The organism is Kitasatospora sp. P5_F3, from assembly GCF_054049135.1.
Genome location: NZ_JBFUMY010000005.1, coordinates 17,065 through 34,442 on the forward strand (window position 1 = coordinate 17,065; position 17,378 = coordinate 34,442).

The following is a 17,378-nucleotide window of genomic DNA, read 5'->3' on the forward strand; positions in this document are numbered from 1 at the left end:
ACTAGACGTTGGACATCACACGCATCAGATCGAGCAGGCCGTGCCCCTCCAGGTAGCGGTCCCGGCCGAGCGAGGTGGCGTTGGCGCAGAACAGCTCCTTGATCTCGCGCGGGCGTCCGACGAACTCCTGCCGGACCGACAGGAAGGCGGCGATCGCGCCGGAGACGTGCGGGGCGGCCATCGAGGTGCCGCTCTGCTCCACGTAGGTCGGCAGGGTGGCCGGATCGGCGTCCGGCGGGAACAGGGTGGCGAGTTGGGTCCTGAGCTCGCCGGTCGCGCAGGAGGTGATCCGCTCGCCGGGGGCCAGCAGGTCGGGCTTGAGGCGGCCGTCCAGGGTCGGGCCCTTGGAGGAGCTGTAGGTGACGCCGTACTCGTGCGGGCGGTCGCGGTGGGTGGAGCCGACGGTGATCGCGCCGTCCGCGTTGCCGGGGTCGGTGATGGTGGCCAGCACGGCGCGGTTGTCGGCGCCGCCCTCGCCGGGCAGCCGGCCGGCGAAGCCGCCGTTGCCCGCGCTCACCACGACCACCACGCCGCTGGCGGCCAGCAGGTTGACCTCGCGGCAGAGCGGGCTCTGGCCGCAGGCGTACTCGCGGGCGTCCCAGGCACAGCCGAGGCTCAGGTTGACGCCGTGGATCACCAGCAGCCGGCCGCCGGTGTTGACCTTCTCCCGGATGTAGTAGAGCGCCTGGATCACCGCACTGGAGGAGGTGACCAGGCCGGGGCCGCGTTCGGCCAGCACCTTGAGGCTGACCAGTCCGGCCTGCGGGGCGATGCCGGTGAGCGCGCGGCCGGCGTCCAGCGTGCGGGTGTGCCACTCGGGCAGGCCGCCGCCGGTGAGTTCGACCTGGCCGATCAGCGGTGGCACCCGGGCGGGCAGGCCGCCCGCGATGATGCCCGCGACGTGGGTGCCGTGCCCGGCGGGGTCGGTCAGCGGGGACTCCGGCGGATCGGGCTGCGGGCCGCCGGCCACCAGCGCGGTGAAGTCCCGGTGCAGCCCGGCGGTCGGGCCGGTCAGGGTGCCGTCGGCGAAGTGCGGGTGCTGCGCGTCGACCCCGCTGTCCGCCACCGCCCAGACGATGCCCTGGCCGGTGGCGGCGTAGGCGCGTAACACCGCGTCAGCCTTGATGGTGGCGGCCGAGCGGTCGATGTGGGCGTCGAGGGTGTAGTCGGGCCAGACCCGGAAGACGGTCGGCGTACCGTCCCGGTCGAGCTCCAGCAGGCGCTGGATCTCGGGTGGGCTGAGCACGCAGCGTACGTAGCTGGCGGCCACCGGGACCGGCTCCGGCAGGCGCGGGAAGGTGGCCCGGAAGAGCTGCAGGAAGTCGGCGCGGGTCTGCTCGGTCTCCGCGTCCCGGGTCAGGTTGAGCTCGACCAGCACCGGGCTGCGGTTCTCGGCCAGGACCGGGACGACCTCGCTGCGCCGCTCCGGCGGCAGGCCGACCTGGAGCATCGGGCTGACCGCGTCCCGGGCGACGCCCGGCTGGTCGACCCGGGCCTGGCCGGTCGGGGAGTCGGCTCGTCCGCCGGGACTGCTGGTCATCGCGGGGCCTCCCGTCAGCGCTTACGCTCCAGGGTCCACGATCCGCCTGCCCGGTGGGCCTGTCATCCGCGCTGGGCGCGCAGCGCGTCCCGGAGCAGCTCGGCCAGGTGGACCGCCCGTCGCCCGCCGCCGAGTTGGCTGATCTGGGTCCGGCAGCTGAAGCCGTCGGCGAGCAGCACGGTGGCGTCGTCGGCGGCCCGGACGGCGGGCAGCAGGATGCGTTCGGCGACGGCGGCCGAGACCTCGTAGTGGCCGCGTTCGAAGCCGAAGTTCCCGGCCAGGCCGCAGCAGCCGTCGGCGAGCACCTGGTTGTCCAGGCCGGTCCGTCGGTCCAGGCGGCGGTCGGCGGCGGTGCCGAGTACGGCGTGCTGGTGGCAGTGGGTCTGGGTGATCGCCCGGACGCCGTCCAGCCGGGGCAGTTCGACGCCCTCCCGGTCGAGGAACTCGGCCAGCGTGTGCACCCGGCCCGGGACGTCGCCGGCCGCCGCGCCGAGCAGCCGGGGCAGCTCCTCGCGCAGGGTGGCGGTGCAGCTCGGGTCCAGGCCGAGCACCGGCAGGGTGGGCGGCAGGGCGGCCAGGCTGCGCCGCAACACCCTTCGAGCGATGCCGAGTTGGCCGGTCGAGTGCCAGGTCAGCCCGCAGCAGACCGGGCCTTCGGGCAGCCGGACGGTGTAGCCGAGCTGTTCGAGCAGTTCGACGGCGGCGCGGGCCGGGGCCGGGTCGAGGTGGTTGGTGAAGGTGTCCGGCCAGAGCAGCACCTCCCGACCGGCGGCGGGCGCCGGCTCGGCGGTCCGGCGGCGGAACCAGCGTTCGAAGGTCTCGGTGGCCAGTGGTGGCAGCCCGCGCCGGGGGTCGATACCGCCGATCCGCTTGAGCAGTGCGGCGGCCGGTGAGCGGAACAGCCGGTTGAGCAGGCGGCGGGCGAAGGCCAGCCGTAGGGTGAGCGGCAGCCAGCCCATCGAGTAGTGCGCGGCCGGGCGCAGCCGCCGCCGGTAGTGCTGGTGCAGGAACTCGGAGCGGTAAGTCGCCATGTCGACCTGGACCGGGCAGTCACTGGCGCAGCCCTTGCAGCCCAGGCAGAGGTCGAGCGCCTCCCGGACCTCCGCCGAGCGCCAGCCGTCGGTGACCAGATCGCCCCGGAGCATCTCGGCCAGCAGCCGGGCCCGGCCCCGGGTGGAGTGCCGCTCCTCCCCGGTCGCCAGGTAGCTCGGGCACATCACCCCGGTGCTGGTGTCGACGCACTTGCCAACCCCGACGCAGCGGTGCACGGCGGTCAGCAGACTGCCACCGTCGCGCTCGTACGGGAGGGCCAGCGGCAGCAGGTCGCGGCCGGGGAAACGCAGGTCGGCGTCGAGTGGGCGGGGGTCGACCACGGTGCCGGGGTTGAGCAGGCCGGACGGGTCCCAGATCCGCTTGAACTGCCCGAACAGGTCGATGATCTCCGGCGGGTACATCCGGGTCAGCAGCTCGCCCCTGGCCTGCCCGTCGCCGTGCTCGCCGGAGAGCGAACCGCCGTGCGCCACCACCAGGTCGGCCGCCTGCTCCATGAACTCCCGGAACTCCGGCAGCCGTTGACGGTCGGTCAGTGGGAAGTCCAGCCGCAGGTGGATGCAGCCCTCGCCGAAGTGGCCGTACGGGATGCCGCGCAGGTGGTGGCGCCCGAGCAGGGCGCGCAGCTCGCGCAGGTAGTCGCCGAGCCGTTCGACCGGGACGGCGGAGTCCTCCCAGCCCGGCCAGGCCTCGCCGCCGTCGGGCAGTCGGCTGACGATGCCCGCGCCCGCCTCGCGGACGGCCCAGAGCTGGCGCTGCTCGGCGGGGTCGGTGACCACGGCGACGGTGGCGCGGGGCTCGCGGCGGACGACGTCGGCCAGGTCACGGGCGGCGGCCAGCGCTTCGGCCGGGGTGGCGCCGCCGGTCTCCAGGAAGAGCCAGCAGGCGCCGTCGGGCAGCCGGTCGAGGGCGGGGGGCCGGCGGCCGGCCGCGAGCAGTGCGGCGATCAGGTCGGCGGCCATCCCCTCGGCGGTGAGCGGGCGCAGCGGCAGCAGTGCGGGGACAGCGTCGGCGGCGGCCGTCTCGTCGGGGTAGCCCGCGACCACCAGGGCGGTCGCGGCGGGGGCCTCGACCAGCCGGACGGTGGCGCCGAGCAGGACCGCGCAGGTCCCCTCGGTGCCGGTGACCGCCCGGGCCAGGTCGTAGCCGCGCTCGGGCAGCAGCGCGTCCAGGTCGTAGCCGGAGGTGCGGCGGGACAGGTCGGGCATGCCCTGGCGGAGATCACCGAGGTGAGCGGCCGTCAGGTCCTGCAGTGCGCGGTGCAACTCGCCCTCGCGGCCCGGGCGTTCACGCAGTGCGGCGCGCTCGGCAGGGGAGCGCGGGCCGGTGACGGTGAGTTCGGTACCGTCGGAGAGCAGCAGGTCGAGAGAGTGGAGGTTGTCGGCGGTGCGGCCCCAGGCGATCGAGTGCGAGCCGCAGGCGTCGTTGCCGATCATGCCGCCGAGCGTGCACCGGCTGTGCGTGGACGGGTCGGGCCCGAAGCGCAGCCCGTACGGGGCGGCGGCCCGCTGGAGGTGGTCGAGTACGGCGCCGGGCTCGACCCGGGCGGTGCGGGTGTCCGGGTCCACCTCGAGCACCCGGTTGACGTGCCGTCGGAAGTCCAGCACCACGGCGCCGGGGCCGATCGCCTGGCCGCCGATGCTGGTGCCCGCGCCGCGCGGCACCAGCGGGACGCCGTACTCGCGGCAGAGCCGGACGGCGGCGCGGACGTCGTCGGTGTCGGCGGGTTTGACCACGCCGAGCGGTGGGTGGCGGTAGTTGGAGGCGTCGTAGCCGTAAACGGCGCGTTCGGCGGTGTCGAAGCGGACGTCGCCGCGGAGTTCGCGTCGGAGTTCACGGCGGAGTGCGTGGGCCGGGTCGCTGCTGGGCATGGGAGAGATGATCTCAGTGCATCGGTCACCCCGGTGGGAGGTGACGCCATGTCATATGGCACCCTCTGGGGGCATGAGTGATGATCACGTCAAGCCGAGCCCGTACGTCGCCGGACTGCCGTTCGGTCAGGACCTGCCGCTGCCGGAGTGCGTGGAGTGGGAGACCTTCCCGTTCGCGGGGGAGATGACGGTCCGCCCGCTGGAGCAGCCGGTGCTGCCCGAGCCGCCCCGGCACGGCGAGGACGGTCCGGAGAGCTGCGACATCTGTCTCCGGGCCGACGAGACCTACCTGTGGACCGACGAGCACTGGCGGTTGAGCTCGCTGCGGGAGCCCAGCGGGCTGCCCGGCACGGTGCTGCTCTGGTCGCGGGAGCACCACGACCTGATGGACCTGCCAGCCGACCGGGCCGCCGAGATCGGCCCGATGCTCCAGCGCGCTGAGCGCGCGGTGTCCGCGCTGGGCGGGATAGCCCGGGTGCACATCAGCCGGTGGGGCGACGGGGCCGCGCACCTGCACTGGTGGCTGTTCGGCCGACCGGAGGGCATGCTCCAGCTGCGCGGCAGCGACATGCCGTTGTGGGCCGAGACGCTGCCGTCGCTCCCGGAGGCCGACTGGCTGGCCAACAACAAGGTGATCGCCGCCGCGATGGCCGAGGGCGGCGGCACCGCGCACGTCTGACCTGCCGTCACGCCGCCGTCACACCTGCTGTCAGCGCCGCCCGGCCACGGCGGTGCGGGCGATCTGGCCCAGCTTGGCCACCTCGAACGCCGGGTACGCCCCGCTCGCCAGCAGCGAGAACTTCACGCCCTCCCGGCCGTCCGGGCGGCGGTAGCCCTCGGGCAGGAAGGCGCGGTAGTACTCGGTGGCGCGGTGGAAGAACTGGGGGCGCTCGGCGCGCGGCACGCACCCAGCCAGTTCCAGGACGAACAGCAGGTGCCGCACCATCCGGGTGAACAGGTACGGCCGCAGCGGCGCCAGCTCCAGCCGGGCGTCCAGCAGTTCGAAACTGCTGCGGTACTGCTCGAACAGGTCGAAGTGGCTGCTGCCGGGCGAGCCGGCGGGGTGCACGGTGTGCCGACGGCGGATCCGGACGCAGTCGCGGTCCAGCACCGCGATCCGCTCGGCCGCCAGCATCGCCCGGTGCACCACCGGGATCTCCTCGTAGCGGCCGTCCGGGAACTCCGGGGCGCCGGTGCGACGGATCAGCCGGTCCCAGACCAGGGGCGGCGCACCGAGCAGTTCGGGGTGGTCGAGCGGTCCGAACACCCCGGCGCCGACCCCCGCCAGCAGCTGGGCCGAGCCGCCCGGCCAGACCTTGCCGCCGTGCTCCCGGCTGTGCCCGAACAGCAGCACGTCCACCGGTCCGGTCCCGGCCAGCCGCTCGGCCATCGCGGTCAGTGCCTCCGGGTCGAGCAGGTGGTCGCTGTCCAGGAAGAGCAGGTACTCGCCGGTGGCGTGCGCGGCGCCCGCGTTGCGGCTGCGGCCGATGCCGACGGCGGCGTTCAGCCGGAGCATCCGCACGCGCGGGTCGCGCAGCTCGTACGCCGCCGCGACCCGCTCGGGCGACTCCGGGGAGCGGTCGACGACCAGGATGATCTCGACGTCGGGGAGCGACTGCGCGAGCAGCGAGTCCAGACAGTCCGTCAGCTGGTGGTGCCGGTCGTAGACGGGGAGGACCACGGAGATCAGCGGGTTGTGCATGGGCGGGAGGCTAAGGGCGTGCACACGGTCAGGCAAAGGCGCGAAAGGGGTTGAACCGGTGAATCAGCGGACAGAACCGGAGCATCGTGCCCAATACCTTCACCGCACGCCCACCACCTGCGTGAACGCGCCGAAGGGCGGTCACACCCGGCTGGGGTGACCGCCCTTCGGCGTGAGGATCTCTTCCGGTGAGGCTCAGTACCAGTTGTGGGACTGCCAGAAGCTCCAGGCGGCGCACGGGCTGCCGTAGCGCTCGTTCATGTAGCTCAGGCCCCACTTGATCTGGGTGGCGGCGTTGGTCCGCCAGTCGGCGCCGGCCGAGGCCATCTTGGAGCCCGGCAGGGCCTGGACCAGGCCGTACGCGCCCGAGGACGGGTTGGTCGCGGTGACGTTCCAGGTGCTCTCGTGCTCGACGATGTTGCTGAAGCACTGCAGCTGGCCGGCCGGGACGAGCTGCGCGGCGATCTCCTTCGGCGAGCCGGTCGGCGCGGCCAGCGCCTGACGCTGCTGGCTACGGGAGGCGGCCTCGGCGTCGGCCTTCGCCTTGGCGTCCGCCTTGGCCTTCGCGTCGGCGGCGGCCTTGGCCTTGGCGGCAGCGGCAGCGGCAGCGGCGTCCGCGTCGGCCTTCGCCTTGGCGTCGGCGGCAGTCTTCGCGTCCGCAGCGGCCTGGGCGTCGGCGGCGGTCTTGGCGTCGGCGTCCGCCTGCGCCTTTGCGGCGTCCGCAGCGGCCTGCGCCTGTGCGGCGTCGGCCAGAGCCTTGGTCTGCGCCTCGCCGGCCTGCTGGGCCTCGGCGGCGGCGCTGGCGGCGGAGGAGACCGCCACGGTCTGCGGTGCGGCCTGAGCGGTGGAGGTGTCCTGCGGCAGTGCCAGGGCGAGGGTGGCGGAGCCCGCCACGGCCAGGGTGGCGACACCGGTGATGATGGCGTTACGGCGGTTCTTCAGCTGCTGGAACTGCACGGGGGACAACCTCTTCCGTCGGGCGGGGCCGGAGCGAGGCACACGGGTACCGCGAAGCGTGTTCGGAGTGAACAGGCCCGGGTGCCGTGGACTCGGACGGCCGGGACGCCCCGTGGTGAGACGGGGCTGGCGGGGGAGGGCGGGCCGGCTCTGCAGGACCGGTTGCTGCCTTGGGACTCGACATTCTTGGCAGACGGCTCCGGCGGAGGCAATGAGCCCTGGTACGACTGCCGGTAGTAGACACGGCAGTGCGCCCGGCCTCGACCGGACGCTTCAGGAGCCCTTACCCCGTCTTCACCCCGGCGAAACCTATTGGCTGCCATTCCGGCTCTGACCAGCGGTGATCCGGACCGGTCCGACACCTGGACGGTCGGTCGGACCGGGACGAGCGCCTTTACCCCACGTTTATCAACTATCGGTGGCAGTAGATGCCGGAACCCCTGTGGGCGGGCTCACAGGTACCGGGTGGCGAGGTCTGCGCAGCGCGACCGGGTCGTCACCGGAAAAGGCTTTGCCGCCCCGGAGAGGATAGGGAGATGATCACTGCTCGCTTGGAAGCCGACGCCCGCCTGGCCCGGGCCGGCCACCCCGACGCCGTTGCCGCCCTGCTCGACCAGCTGGCCGGTGTCTCCCGGGCGGCCGAGCTGCGACCGCTGTCCGAGCGCCCGGCCCTGCTGCTCACCCTGGACACCGTCGGCCGGATGAACCGGCGGGCCGGTGGTTCGCTGGACCGGGTCGGTGGCGTGGCGGTGCTCTCGCTCGACCGCGACGGGCGGCAGCGCGAGGCGGCGGTCCGTCGGATGGTGGACTGGGGCCTGCCCGAGCTGATGCCCTTTCTGGTCCTGCGCACGGCCGACTGGGCCGCCCCCGTCCGCGAGCGGGCCCGGGCCGGGCTGGTCCGGCTGCTGACCGAGGACCCGCGGAAGTACGCGGCCGCCATCGCCCCGACCGCGCTGCTGCTGGCCCGCCGCAGCCGGGGGGAGTTCGCCCGCACTCAGCTGTTCGCCGCGCTGTTGACCGATCCGCGTCCGGCCTTCGAGCCCGTACGGTCCGACGGCCGCCGCGCCGAGCCCAGGGTGGATGCCACCGACGCCCTGCTCGCCGAGCTGCTCGCCTCACCGTTCGGCGGGGTCCGGGTGCTTGCCCTGCGGGCCGGGATCGAGACCGGTCGGCTGCGGGCCCGGGACCTGGTCGCGCCGGCCACGACCGACCCGGCTCCGGCCGTCCGGACCAGGGCCGCCGAGGCGGTTGCCCGGGAGGCGGTCTGGACCGGGCAGGTGGAACTGCTGGAACGGTTGGCGACCGCCAAGCAGGCGGGCGTGCGTGTGCTCGGGCTCACCGGGATGCTCCGGATCGGGCAGACCCAGCGGGTCGCCGAACGGCTGGCGGACCCCTCCGCCCTGATCCGGTCCCTGGCCCGGGAGGCTGCCCGCCGGCTGGGCACCGACCCGGCCGCGCACTACCGCACCCTGGTCACGGGTGACGCCCCGTCAGCCGGGGCGATCGACGGCCTGGCCGAGATCGGCAGCCCGATCGACCTGCCCCTGCTGACCGGTCTGCTCGCCCACCCGAGCGGACCGGTCCGGGCCCGGGCAGTGCGGGGGCTGCGGCTGCGCGGGTTCACGTCGTCGGCCGAGCTGGTGCCCCTGCTCCGGGACGAGGACGCGGGGGTGGTCCGGGAGGCCACCCGCGCGCTGCGCCCGGGCCGGGACCGGCTGCCCGCAGGGCTGGCGGTGGAGTTGCTGGCGGACTCCGGCCGCGCCGAGGTCCGGCGGGCGGGTTACCGGCTGCTGCCCGGGGACGATCTGGCGCTGCGCCTGCGGTCGGCCTTGGTGCTGAGCACCGACCCGGACCGTGGGCTGGCGGCCCGGGGCGCCGCCGACGCGGCGGGCATCGTCCGCCGGCTCGAGCGGGACGGGCAGTTGACGGAGCAGGAGCGGGCCGAGCTGCGGGCGCTGCTGGCCGACGCGGTGCTGACGCCGCGCGGGGCCGGGAGAGCCTGGATCGGGCGCTGGACGCGCGGGCTTAGGATCGCCGGGTCTCGTACGAACGAATCCGGGTGGGGAAGATGACCGTGCTGCTGGTCGGAGCCTTTGCGCTGGCCGTCGGGGGATGCGTCTGTGTGGTGTGGGCGGACCGTGGTGGTCCCCGCTGGGTGCAGCGGGTGGCGCGGGCGACGCTCGGGGCGGGGGAGCTGGTGCGATTCGCGCACAAGCACCGGCCGCGCGGTGTGAACCGGAGCGGCGACAGCGGCGACTAGGCCCTGGTGCGAGGGCCGGTCGGGCGGTCTCCGATACTGGGGCGGTGATCATCGTGCCGATCCTGCTGACTGTTCTCGCCCTGCTCGTCCTGGTGCACTGGTACCTCTGGCGGCGGCTGGTCCGCGACGTCTCCGTGCCCGGGGGGTGGTACCGGCGGGTCGGGACGGTGCTGGCGGTGCTGCTGCCGCTGCTCTCGGTCGGTGCGGTGGTCGGCGGCCGGTTGCTGCCGCTGGCCGCCGAGCGGTGGCTGGCCTGGCCCGGGTACCTGTGGCTGGCGGTGCTGCTCTACCTGACCATGGCCGTGTTGGTGGGCGAGCTGGTCCGGGTGGTGTGGCTGCGGGTCGCCGCGTCCCGGGCCTCCGAAGCGGAAGCGCCCGACGACCCGTCACGGCGGCTGTTCGTCGCCCGGACGGTGGCGATCGGCGCCGCCGGGGCGGCGGTCGCGGTGGTGGGCAACGGTGCGTACGGGGTGCTGCGCGGGCCGGGCCTCAAGCGGGTGACCGTTCCGCTGGCCAAGCTGCCCCGGCGGGCGCACGGCTACCGGATCGCGGTGGTCAGTGACATCCATCTCGGGCCGATCCTCGGCCGCTCGCACACCCGGCGGATCGTCGACACCATCAACAGCACCCAGCCTGACCTGATCGCGATCGTCGGCGACCTGGTGGACGGCAGCGTGCCCGAACTCGGACCGGCCGCCGTCCCGTTGGCCGACCTGCGGGCCCGGGACGGGGCGTTCTTCGTGACCGGGAACCACGAGTACTTCTCGGGCGCCCAGCCGTGGGTGGAGTTCGTCCGCTCGCTCGGGGTGTTCCCGCTGGAGAACGACCGGATCGAGCTGCCCTGGTTCGACCTGGCCGGGGTGAACGACATCGCGGGCACCGCGCAGGGCCAGGGGCCGGACTTCGAGCTGGCGCTCGGCGACCGGGACCGGCTGCGGGCGGCGGTGCTGCTCTCGCACCAGCCGGTGACCGTGCACGACGCCGTCCGGCACGGTGTCGACCTCCAGCTCTCCGGGCACACCCACGGCGGACAGCTCTGGCCGGGCAACTACCTGGCCGAGCTGGCCAATCCGACCGTGGCCGGGCTGGAGCGGTACGGCGACACCCAGCTGTACGTCACCCGGGGCGCCGGGGCCTGGGGACCGCCGGTCCGGGTCGGCGCTCCGTCGGACATCACGGTGCTGACGCTGGCCTCGCTGCAGGCCTGACCCGGCTGTCCGAGGGACCGTCAGAGAGCAGACCAGGCAACCCAGTTGACCGTGTCCGGCCCATTGATCGTGAACGAGGGAGAACATCGGGACCAACAGCCCTGCCGAAGGATGATTGTTCCTTCAATGACTCCCGTGTGCACACGTAGCGTTGGGGTGCGCTGCCGGGGCGGCTCCGGTGCGAACGGGGAGGCACTCGGATGGCAGGGCAGCGGGTACGCGACGACGGGGTCGCCGAGCCGGTACGCCGGGGTTCGGTCCAGGCCGAACGGGACGCGAACGGACGGTACCGCTGGTCGTTGAAGGCCCCGAACGGCCGGATCGTGGCGGTCTCCGCCTCGGTGTACGAGACTCCGGAGCAGGCCCGGCAGGTGTTCGAGAACTTACGTGGCTCGGCGCCCGGCCTGGTCGTCCGGATCACCCACGTCCGGGACGGGATCGGCTGGATCTGGGTGGTGCCGGGCCAGCGCGGGGTGCCGGACGCCCGGTCGCACCGGACCTACGAGCGGTACGCCACCTGTCAGAACGCCTTCCGCCGCTTCGTGGCGCTGCTGGAGCGCTCGGGGGCTGTCGAACTCTCGGTGCCGCGCGATGAGCTCTGACAGCGGGGCGGGCCCCCGGAGAGGCCCGAGACTGCTCACCGTCCGGCTCGGTGGCGGGCGGATCGGCTGGCTGCTGGCGGCCACGAACGGCCGGCAACTGGCCCGGTCGGCGGTGACGTACCGGAGCGAGGCGGAACTCGACGAGGCGGTCCGCCAGTTGTTGGTGGAGCGGGCCGCGCTGCGCTACCTCGTGCAGCAGGACGGCGACCGGTCCTGGGGCTGGTCGGCGCTGCTGCCGGTACGCAGCACCGGGCAGGTGGCGGGTGCGGCGGTGGCCCGCAGTGCCCGGGGGTATCTGCGGCAGGACCAGTGCCGGCAGGGAATGGCGAGCTTCCAGACGATGCTTCAGCAGCTGCGCGCGCTCCGGGGCGCCGGGTGACCGGCAGGTTGCCGATCGCTCCCCGAACCGCCACCTGGAGAAGAACGATCCACTGGCGCAGGGACGTTGACGGAGTCGCGGCGAACCCGGAACCACCCGGCCGGGCCTCGAACTAAACCTCCGATACGCGATCGGTTCGGATCGGTGACCCGAAGGTGACCGGTCCGGGCGGACCTTCCACCGGCACGTGCCGCCCGGCAAGTATCTGAGCCGCCGGACAGACGGCCGCCGAGTGCGGTCGCCGCCGGTGCTCCCGACCGGGCCCCGGGCCGGGAGCAGGCAGGACCGATGCTCACTCCCACCGGAGGAACACCAAATGCGTCACACCGCCGCCAAGTTGGTCGCCGCCGTCGCGGTCACCGCCGCAACCGTCGCCCTCGCGGCATTCCCCGCCCAGGCCGACCCCGCCGTCACCCCGAACGCCGTGGACATCGTCGGCACGGGTTCTGACACCACCTCGACCTACCTGGCCAAGGTCTCGGCCGACTACAACGCCTCGATCGTCGGCGCGCCGGCCAGCACCCCCCGGCTCTACAGCTGGGACCCGACCGGTTCCGCGACCATCACGCCGAAGACCGGCGCGGCCACCATCGCCCGCCCGAACGGCTCCAGCGCCGGCGTCACCGCGCTGAACAACAACACCAGCACCACCGTGGACTTCGCCCGGTCCTCCCGTGGCCCGCAGACCGGTGACACCACCGACGACCTGTTCGTCGCCTTCGCCAAGGACGCGGTGACCTGGTCCGCCAAGAACGCCGGCCACGCTCCCGCGAACCTCACCACCGCCCAGCTCAAGGGCATCTACGAGTGCACCATCACCAACTGGAGCACCGTCGGCGGCACCGCCGGCACCATCAAGCCCTTCCTGCCGCAGAACGGTTCGGGCACCCGGACCTTCTTCCTCAAGGCCATCGGTGGCGCCACCCCGGTCACCCCGGGCGCCTGCGTGACCAGCGGCCCGCAGGAGAACACCGGCACCACCCCGGCGCTGGACGACGTCGACTCGATCTTCCCCTACTCGGTCGCGCACTACATCAGCCAGGTCTTCGGCGGCCACGGCACGCCCACCGACAACCCGGGCAACCTGACCCTGCGCAACGTCAACGGTGTGGCCCCGGTCAACGCCACCAACACCATCAACGCCCCGTTCGCGGCCAGCGCCTACGGCCGCGTGGTCTACAACGTGGTCCGGGCCGCCGCCTGGAACACCCCGGGCACCTACTCCACCGCGCTGAAGAGCGTCTTCAGCTCCACCGGCTGGATCTGCACCCACCCGGCCACCATCACCAACTACGGCTTCCTGGCCCTGCCGGGCGCGGCCTGCGGTACCACCACCACCATCTGATCCACCGCTTGCGCAGGACCCGACGGCCGCGCCCGCAGGGGCCCGGCCGTCGGGCTGTCCGGCCCATCTCGTAGATCCGTCCCGTCTTTCAAGGAGCCCGAAATGAACCGCCTCCGTACCCGTCTCGCCCTGGCCGGCGCCGCCGCGCTGACCGCCGTGACCGTGCTGACCGGCCTGACTGGTACCGCCGTCGCCACCGAGACCCCGGCCACCCCCGACGCCGTGACGGCCACCGTGCCGGTCGCCTCGATCGGCACCGCGGTGGTCCGGGAGGACAGTGACTTCCTGCGCCGCAGCGCCGAGGCGGGCATCTTCGTGGTGCCGCTGCCGCCGGGCACCGCCGCGTACGACAGCGCCGCGGGCTTCTCCGGCAGCTTCCCGGTCACCGGTGCGACCGGCGTGCTGCGGGAGTACTACGGCAACGTCCAGCTCGGTGGCAGCCTGCTGGCGGTCAACGTCCGGACCGGGAGGACCGCGCTGTTCCAGCAGTTGGCCTTCGACATCGACAACTGGCAGCTGACCGGCTTGCCGCTGGGCGCCACCGCCCCGGTCGCGCTGCTGGAGCCGACGGACAGCACCGTCGCGCTCACCGCCGGGGTCAGCTCGCTGACCTCCACCGGGCTGACCGTGGACGCCGAGGCCGCGCAGTACCTGGACAGCAAGCTGGGCACCTCCTTCTTCACCGCGGGCGGCCAGGTCGGTTCGTTCGCGCTGAGCTACACCCAGGGCTCCTGACCCACCGCACACCGACGGCCCGTGGCGCGCTCATGGCCATCAACTGTCATATCCACATGGGGAAATACCGGAGTCTCGATCCGGGTGGGTCCGGTTCCGGACGGCCGTGATCGGCACATCGAAAGGGCACCCTCATGAGGCTCCGCAGACCGGGCAGTTCCGCGCGTCGGCGGTGGGCGAAGGTGTTCGCCGCCGCGACCCTCGCCTGGGCGGCGGCAGTCACCCTGGCCGTGCTGCCGAGCGGCCTCGGTACGGTGCCGGAGGCGCACGCGGCGGGCGGTGTGACGGTGCCGGGACCGCCGGTCTGGCACCCCGAGGACTGGACCACCGGGGAGCGCGGCTCGGTCACCCTGGAGAGCGCGTCCAACCTCGGCAACGAGCGGGTCCGGGTGCGCTGGTCCGGCTTCACCCCGACCGTCTTCACCTGGGGCGGCCCGGTGGACGTGGCGGTGGTCGGCTCGGCCGACATCCTGTACTCGGTCCGGGTCTACCAGTGTCGGGGCACCGACCCCAAGCCGACCGACTGCTACGGCAGCACCGTCTACAACGGCGACTCGGCCAAGGGCTTCGAGCAGGAGATGGCGCAGGGCGCCACCACCCCCGAGTTCCCCAGCAACATGGTCATCGCGGCCACCCGGCCGGACGGCACCGGCGAGGCCGAGATCGAGCTGTGGACCGCCCAGCAGAGCCAGACCCTGGGCTGCGACGCCGCGCACGCCTGCTCGATCGTGGTCGAGCCGCAGTACGGCGGCGACTCGATCGGCGCCTACCAGACCCCGGTGGGGACGGTGAACTGCGAGGACCACTCGCCGGACGGCGACGGCTTCTTCAACACCGCCTCGGACGGCTCCTTCCGGAAGAACGCGGGCGGTCGCTACCAGACCGGCGAGAGCTGCGCCTGGAATCAGCGGGCCGTGGTGCCACTGCAGTTCGCGGCCACGCCGAGCGACTGCAAGGCCGCCGACGCCGAGTTCGCGATGGCCGGCCTGGAGATGGCCAACCGTGCGGTGCAGCAGTGGCGGGCCGGGTTCTGTGCCGGTGACCAGCCGCTCAACCTGCAGTACGTGTTCGGTGGCGGCGAGCCGCAGGCCCGGGCCGCCTTCCTCGAACGCCGGGGCGCCGACGTGGCGTTGACCGCCCGGGCCGAGCGGGCCCCGGCCACCCGGCCGTACGTCTACGCGCCGCTCGGCACGACCGCGGTCTCCGTGGTGTACGTGGTCGACGACGCCACCAACCGTCGGCAGGTCCGCCAACTGCGGCTGAACGCCCGGCTGATGGCCAAACTGCTGACCCAGTCCTACGACCTCCAGTACGGCGCCACCATCCCCTCGGTGGACGGCAACCCGAAGTGCGTCTTCCTGGACCCGGAGTTCCTCAAGCTCAACCCGGTGGACGTGGTGAACGGCCCGGTCTGGCCGGACTGCGGCTCCGGCGGCAACAAGGCCGAGACCACCCCCGTGGTGGTCGGCGGCACCTCCGACCTGGTGTACCAGGTCACCGCGTGGATCGCCGCCGACCCGGAGGCCGCCCAGTTCCTCGGCGGCGCCAAGGACCCGTGGGGCATGCGGCTGAACTCCTTCTACCTGCGCTCCAAGTTCGGCGGCTACCCGGTCGACACCTTCCAGCCGCAGGACTTCAGCGGCCCGGACCACTGGAAGCAGTACGAGTGGAACCCGCTGATCGGCGGGCTCGGCCAGGTCGCCCGCAACGTGCTGGAGGGCCGGGCCACCTGCAGTGACCCGAACATCGACAACACCGGCAACCACCCCAAGTGCGGGGCCCAGCCGGTCGGCCAGCGCGCACTGTTCGCCATCATGGACGCGGGGCAGGCCAAGGCGTACTCGCTGCCGGAGGCGGCGCTGGCCAACCCGGCCGGGGAGTTCGTCACCCCCTCGCTCGGCGCGCTCCAGGCGGCGGCCTCGGTGATGGCGGCCGACCCGGTCACCGGCACCCAGCAACTCCCGTATGGGGACGGCGGATCGGCCTTCGCGAGCGCCAAGGCGGCCTACCCGCTGACCACCGTCCAGTACGCGATGCTGCCGACCAGCGGTCTGGACAGCGCCAAGGCGGGGGCGATCTCCCGGTTCGTCCGGCAGGCCACCGACCTGGGCACCGGTCAGGTCTACGGCACCGCCCCCGGTCTGCTGGCGCCGGGCTTCCTGGCGCTGACGGAGGCTCAGTCGGCCCAGGCCAAGGCAGCGGCCGGCCACGTCGCCGCGCAGGACTCAGCGCTGCCGGGCAACCAGGTCGCGGTGGCGCAGCCCGGCAGCCCGGTCACGGCGACCGCGGGCGGCACGACCGGCGGCTCGACCGGCGGCGGGCAGAGTGCCGGGGGCAGCTCCTCGGGCGGCACCACCGGTGGCGCCAACCAGGCCGGGACGACCGGTGGTTCGGGAGCGGCCCCGGCGGCGGCCCCGGCCGCCAAGTCCCCGGCCGCCTCGAACTCGCCGGTCGCCGCCGTCCCGGTAGCGGCCGGACGGCCCGGACAGGACCGGGCCGGCGTGGCCCGGCTGCTGCTGCCGGTGCTGCTGGTGATCGGCGCGGTGCTGCTGGTCGGCGGCCCGACCACGCTGCTGCTGAGCGGTACCGCGCTCGGCGGGCGGGTCGCCGCCGGCTTCCGTCGGCTGTTCGGCCGGAAGTGAACCGGCCGTTCCCACACGCCAGTTGCCCGTGCCGAACGCAGCGGAGAACCCTGCCATGACAAGCACCACCCCCGTACCGCCGGAGCCGTACCAGGACCAGGGCCTCGACCAGGACCAGGAACACGACCGACCGCGCCGGATCAGCTCGCCGGTCTCCCGGGGCGACCGGGTGTTCCGGGCCGGGCTGACCGCGGCCGGACTCTCGGTCTTCCTGATCATGGGGCTGATCGCCTTCTTCCTGCTGCTGCGCGGCGGGGAGGCGCTGAAGGTCACCGGCTGGTCGTTCCTGACGGAGCAGCGCTGGAACACCGGTGCGCACCAGTTCGGCATCGCCTCGGTGCTCCCGAACGGCGCGCTGATCGCGCTGGTCGCACTGCTGATCTCGGTGCCGGTGGCGCTCGGCACGGCGGTCTTCATCTCGGAGTACGCGCCGGTCCGGCTGCGGGCGGCACTGATCTCGCTGATCGACCTGATGGCCGCGATCCCCAGCATCGTCTACGGCCTCTGGGGCCTGGTCTTCCTCCAGCCGAGGATCGTCGGGCTGTCCCGGTGGCTCTCCAACCACCTGGGCGACTGGGTGCCGTTCCTCAAGGTCAGGCGCGGGGACATCACCGTCTCGTACACCTCCTCGACCTTCATCGCGGGTGTGGTGGTGTCGCTGATGATCATCCCGATCGTCACCTCGCTCAGCCGGGAGGTGTTCTCGCAGGCCCCGCAGGGCGAGCGGGAGGGGGCCTACGCGCTGGGCAGCACCCGCTGGGGCATGGTGCGCACGGTGGTACTGCCGTTCGGCAGGGGCGGGGTGATCGGCGCGGTGATGCTCGGCTTCGGCCGGGCGATGGGCGAGACCATCGCGGTCGCGCTGATCATCTCGCCCGCCTTCGTCTTCAAGGGTCACCTGCTGGAGAACGGCGCCAACTCGATCTCGGCGCTGATCGCCCTGCGCTACAGCGAGTCCGACGAGCTGTCACTCTCCGCCCTGATGGCGGCCGGACTGGTGCTCTTCGCCCTGACGCTGCTGGTCAACCTGGCAGCCGGCGTCATCATCAACCGCTCGCGCTCCGGCGCGGCGACCTCCGACTGAGCA

At 73.2% G+C, this 17,378-nt stretch carries 14 protein-coding genes; 10 read left to right on the forward strand and 4 right to left on the reverse strand.

Translation table 11 applies throughout. From position 1 onward, the window contains the following. Position 1: 1 nt before the first annotated feature. Both ACXJMZ_RS03415 and ACXJMZ_RS03420 read right to left on the reverse strand, forming a co-directional pair. Positions 2-1,540, reverse strand: coding sequence for a S8 family peptidase (locus tag ACXJMZ_RS03415; RefSeq protein WP_457028465.1), 1,539 nt, complete (start codon positions 1,538-1,540; stop codon positions 2-4). 62 nt (positions 1,541-1,602) lie between these two features. Beyond that, on the reverse strand, positions 1,603-4,461 hold the full coding sequence (locus ACXJMZ_RS03420; RefSeq protein WP_457028466.1) for an FAD-binding and (Fe-S)-binding domain-containing protein: 2,859 nt from the start codon (positions 4,459-4,461) through the stop codon (positions 1,603-1,605). A gap of 73 nt (positions 4,462-4,534) precedes the next feature. On the opposite strand from ACXJMZ_RS03420, the gene ACXJMZ_RS03425 reads away from it, so the two are divergent. Beyond that, positions 4,535-5,140, forward strand: a complete 606-nt coding sequence (locus ACXJMZ_RS03425; protein WP_457028467.1) for a hypothetical protein — start codon at positions 4,535-4,537, stop codon at positions 5,138-5,140. Between the two features lie 30 nt (positions 5,141-5,170). Here ACXJMZ_RS03425 and ACXJMZ_RS03430 read toward each other — a convergent pair whose 3' ends face one another. Beyond that, a complete protein-coding gene (locus ACXJMZ_RS03430) occupies positions 5,171-6,163 on the reverse strand; it encodes a glycosyltransferase family 2 protein (RefSeq protein ID WP_457028468.1) in 993 nt (330 codons plus the stop codon). 195 nt (positions 6,164-6,358) lie between these two features. Next, positions 6,359-7,120, reverse strand: coding sequence for an aggregation-promoting factor C-terminal-like domain-containing protein (locus ACXJMZ_RS03435; protein WP_457028469.1), 762 nt, complete (start codon positions 7,118-7,120; stop codon positions 6,359-6,361). A 536-nt stretch (positions 7,121-7,656) separates the two neighbouring features. On the opposite strand from ACXJMZ_RS03435, the gene ACXJMZ_RS03440 reads away from it, so the two are divergent. The 9 genes from ACXJMZ_RS03440 (at position 7,657) to pstC (ending at position 17,375) form a co-directional block, all read left to right on the forward strand. Further along, complete coding sequence (locus ACXJMZ_RS03440; RefSeq protein ID WP_457028470.1) at positions 7,657-9,192, forward strand: hypothetical protein; 1,536 nt, start codon at positions 7,657-7,659, stop codon at positions 9,190-9,192. After that, a complete protein-coding gene (locus ACXJMZ_RS03445) occupies positions 9,189-9,380 on the forward strand; it encodes a hypothetical protein (RefSeq protein ID WP_457028653.1) in 192 nt (63 codons plus the stop codon). The genes ACXJMZ_RS03440 and ACXJMZ_RS03445 overlap by 4 nt, the downstream gene beginning before the upstream one ends. A gap of 47 nt (positions 9,381-9,427) precedes the next feature. Then, positions 9,428-10,588, forward strand: a complete 1,161-nt coding sequence (locus ACXJMZ_RS03450; protein ID WP_457028654.1) for a metallophosphoesterase — start codon at positions 9,428-9,430, stop codon at positions 10,586-10,588. Positions 10,589-10,788: 200 nt separating this feature from the next. Further along, entirely contained in the window at positions 10,789-11,190 is a 402-nt protein-coding gene (locus ACXJMZ_RS03455) for a YegP family protein (protein ID WP_457028471.1), read from the forward strand. Next, positions 11,180-11,569 carry a hypothetical protein gene (locus ACXJMZ_RS03460; protein WP_457028472.1) on the forward strand — a complete coding sequence of 130 codons (390 nt, stop codon included), beginning with the start codon at positions 11,180-11,182 and terminating at the stop codon, positions 11,567-11,569. The genes ACXJMZ_RS03455 and ACXJMZ_RS03460 overlap by 11 nt, the downstream gene beginning before the upstream one ends. Positions 11,570-11,885: 316 nt before the next feature. Further along, positions 11,886-12,914 (forward strand): substrate-binding domain-containing protein, encoded by a 1,029-nt coding sequence (locus ACXJMZ_RS03465; RefSeq protein ID WP_457028473.1) that lies wholly within the window; start codon positions 11,886-11,888, stop codon positions 12,912-12,914. Between the two features lie 102 nt (positions 12,915-13,016). Beyond that, the gene (locus ACXJMZ_RS03470; RefSeq protein ID WP_457028474.1) at positions 13,017-13,649 is read left to right on the forward strand and encodes a hypothetical protein; all 633 of its coding nucleotides are present in this window, start codon (positions 13,017-13,019) and stop codon (positions 13,647-13,649) included. A gap of 134 nt (positions 13,650-13,783) precedes the next feature. After that, entirely contained in the window at positions 13,784-16,291 is a 2,508-nt protein-coding gene (locus ACXJMZ_RS03475; RefSeq protein WP_457028475.1) for a hypothetical protein, read from the forward strand. 55 nt (positions 16,292-16,346) lie between these two features. Continuing rightward, complete coding sequence (pstC, locus tag ACXJMZ_RS03480; protein ID WP_457028476.1) at positions 16,347-17,375, forward strand: phosphate ABC transporter permease subunit PstC; 1,029 nt, start codon at positions 16,347-16,349, stop codon at positions 17,373-17,375. Positions 17,376-17,378: the final 3 nt, after the last annotated feature.

Coding starts and splice junctions, on each gene's coding strand:
- pstC (WP_457028476.1), top strand. CDS start 16,347: ATGACAAGCACCACCCCCGTACCGCCGGAGCCGTACCAGGACCAGGGC.
- ACXJMZ_RS03415 (WP_457028465.1), bottom strand. CDS start 1,540: ATGACCAGCAGTCCCGGCGGACGAGCCGACTCCCCGACCGGCCAGGCC.
- ACXJMZ_RS03455 (WP_457028471.1), top strand. CDS start 10,789: ATGGCAGGGCAGCGGGTACGCGACGACGGGGTCGCCGAGCCGGTACGC.
- ACXJMZ_RS03445 (WP_457028653.1), top strand. CDS start 9,189: ATGACCGTGCTGCTGGTCGGAGCCTTTGCGCTGGCCGTCGGGGGATGC.
- ACXJMZ_RS03460 (WP_457028472.1), top strand. CDS start 11,180: ATGAGCTCTGACAGCGGGGCGGGCCCCCGGAGAGGCCCGAGACTGCTC.
- ACXJMZ_RS03440 (WP_457028470.1), top strand. CDS start 7,657: ATGATCACTGCTCGCTTGGAAGCCGACGCCCGCCTGGCCCGGGCCGGC.
- ACXJMZ_RS03425 (WP_457028467.1), top strand. CDS start 4,535: ATGAGTGATGATCACGTCAAGCCGAGCCCGTACGTCGCCGGACTGCCG.
- ACXJMZ_RS03430 (WP_457028468.1), bottom strand. CDS start 6,163: ATGCACAACCCGCTGATCTCCGTGGTCCTCCCCGTCTACGACCGGCAC.
- ACXJMZ_RS03420 (WP_457028466.1), bottom strand. CDS start 4,461: ATGCCCAGCAGCGACCCGGCCCACGCACTCCGCCGTGAACTCCGACGC.
- ACXJMZ_RS03470 (WP_457028474.1), top strand. CDS start 13,017: ATGAACCGCCTCCGTACCCGTCTCGCCCTGGCCGGCGCCGCCGCGCTG.
- ACXJMZ_RS03475 (WP_457028475.1), top strand. CDS start 13,784: ATGAGGCTCCGCAGACCGGGCAGTTCCGCGCGTCGGCGGTGGGCGAAG.
- ACXJMZ_RS03465 (WP_457028473.1), top strand. CDS start 11,886: ATGCGTCACACCGCCGCCAAGTTGGTCGCCGCCGTCGCGGTCACCGCC.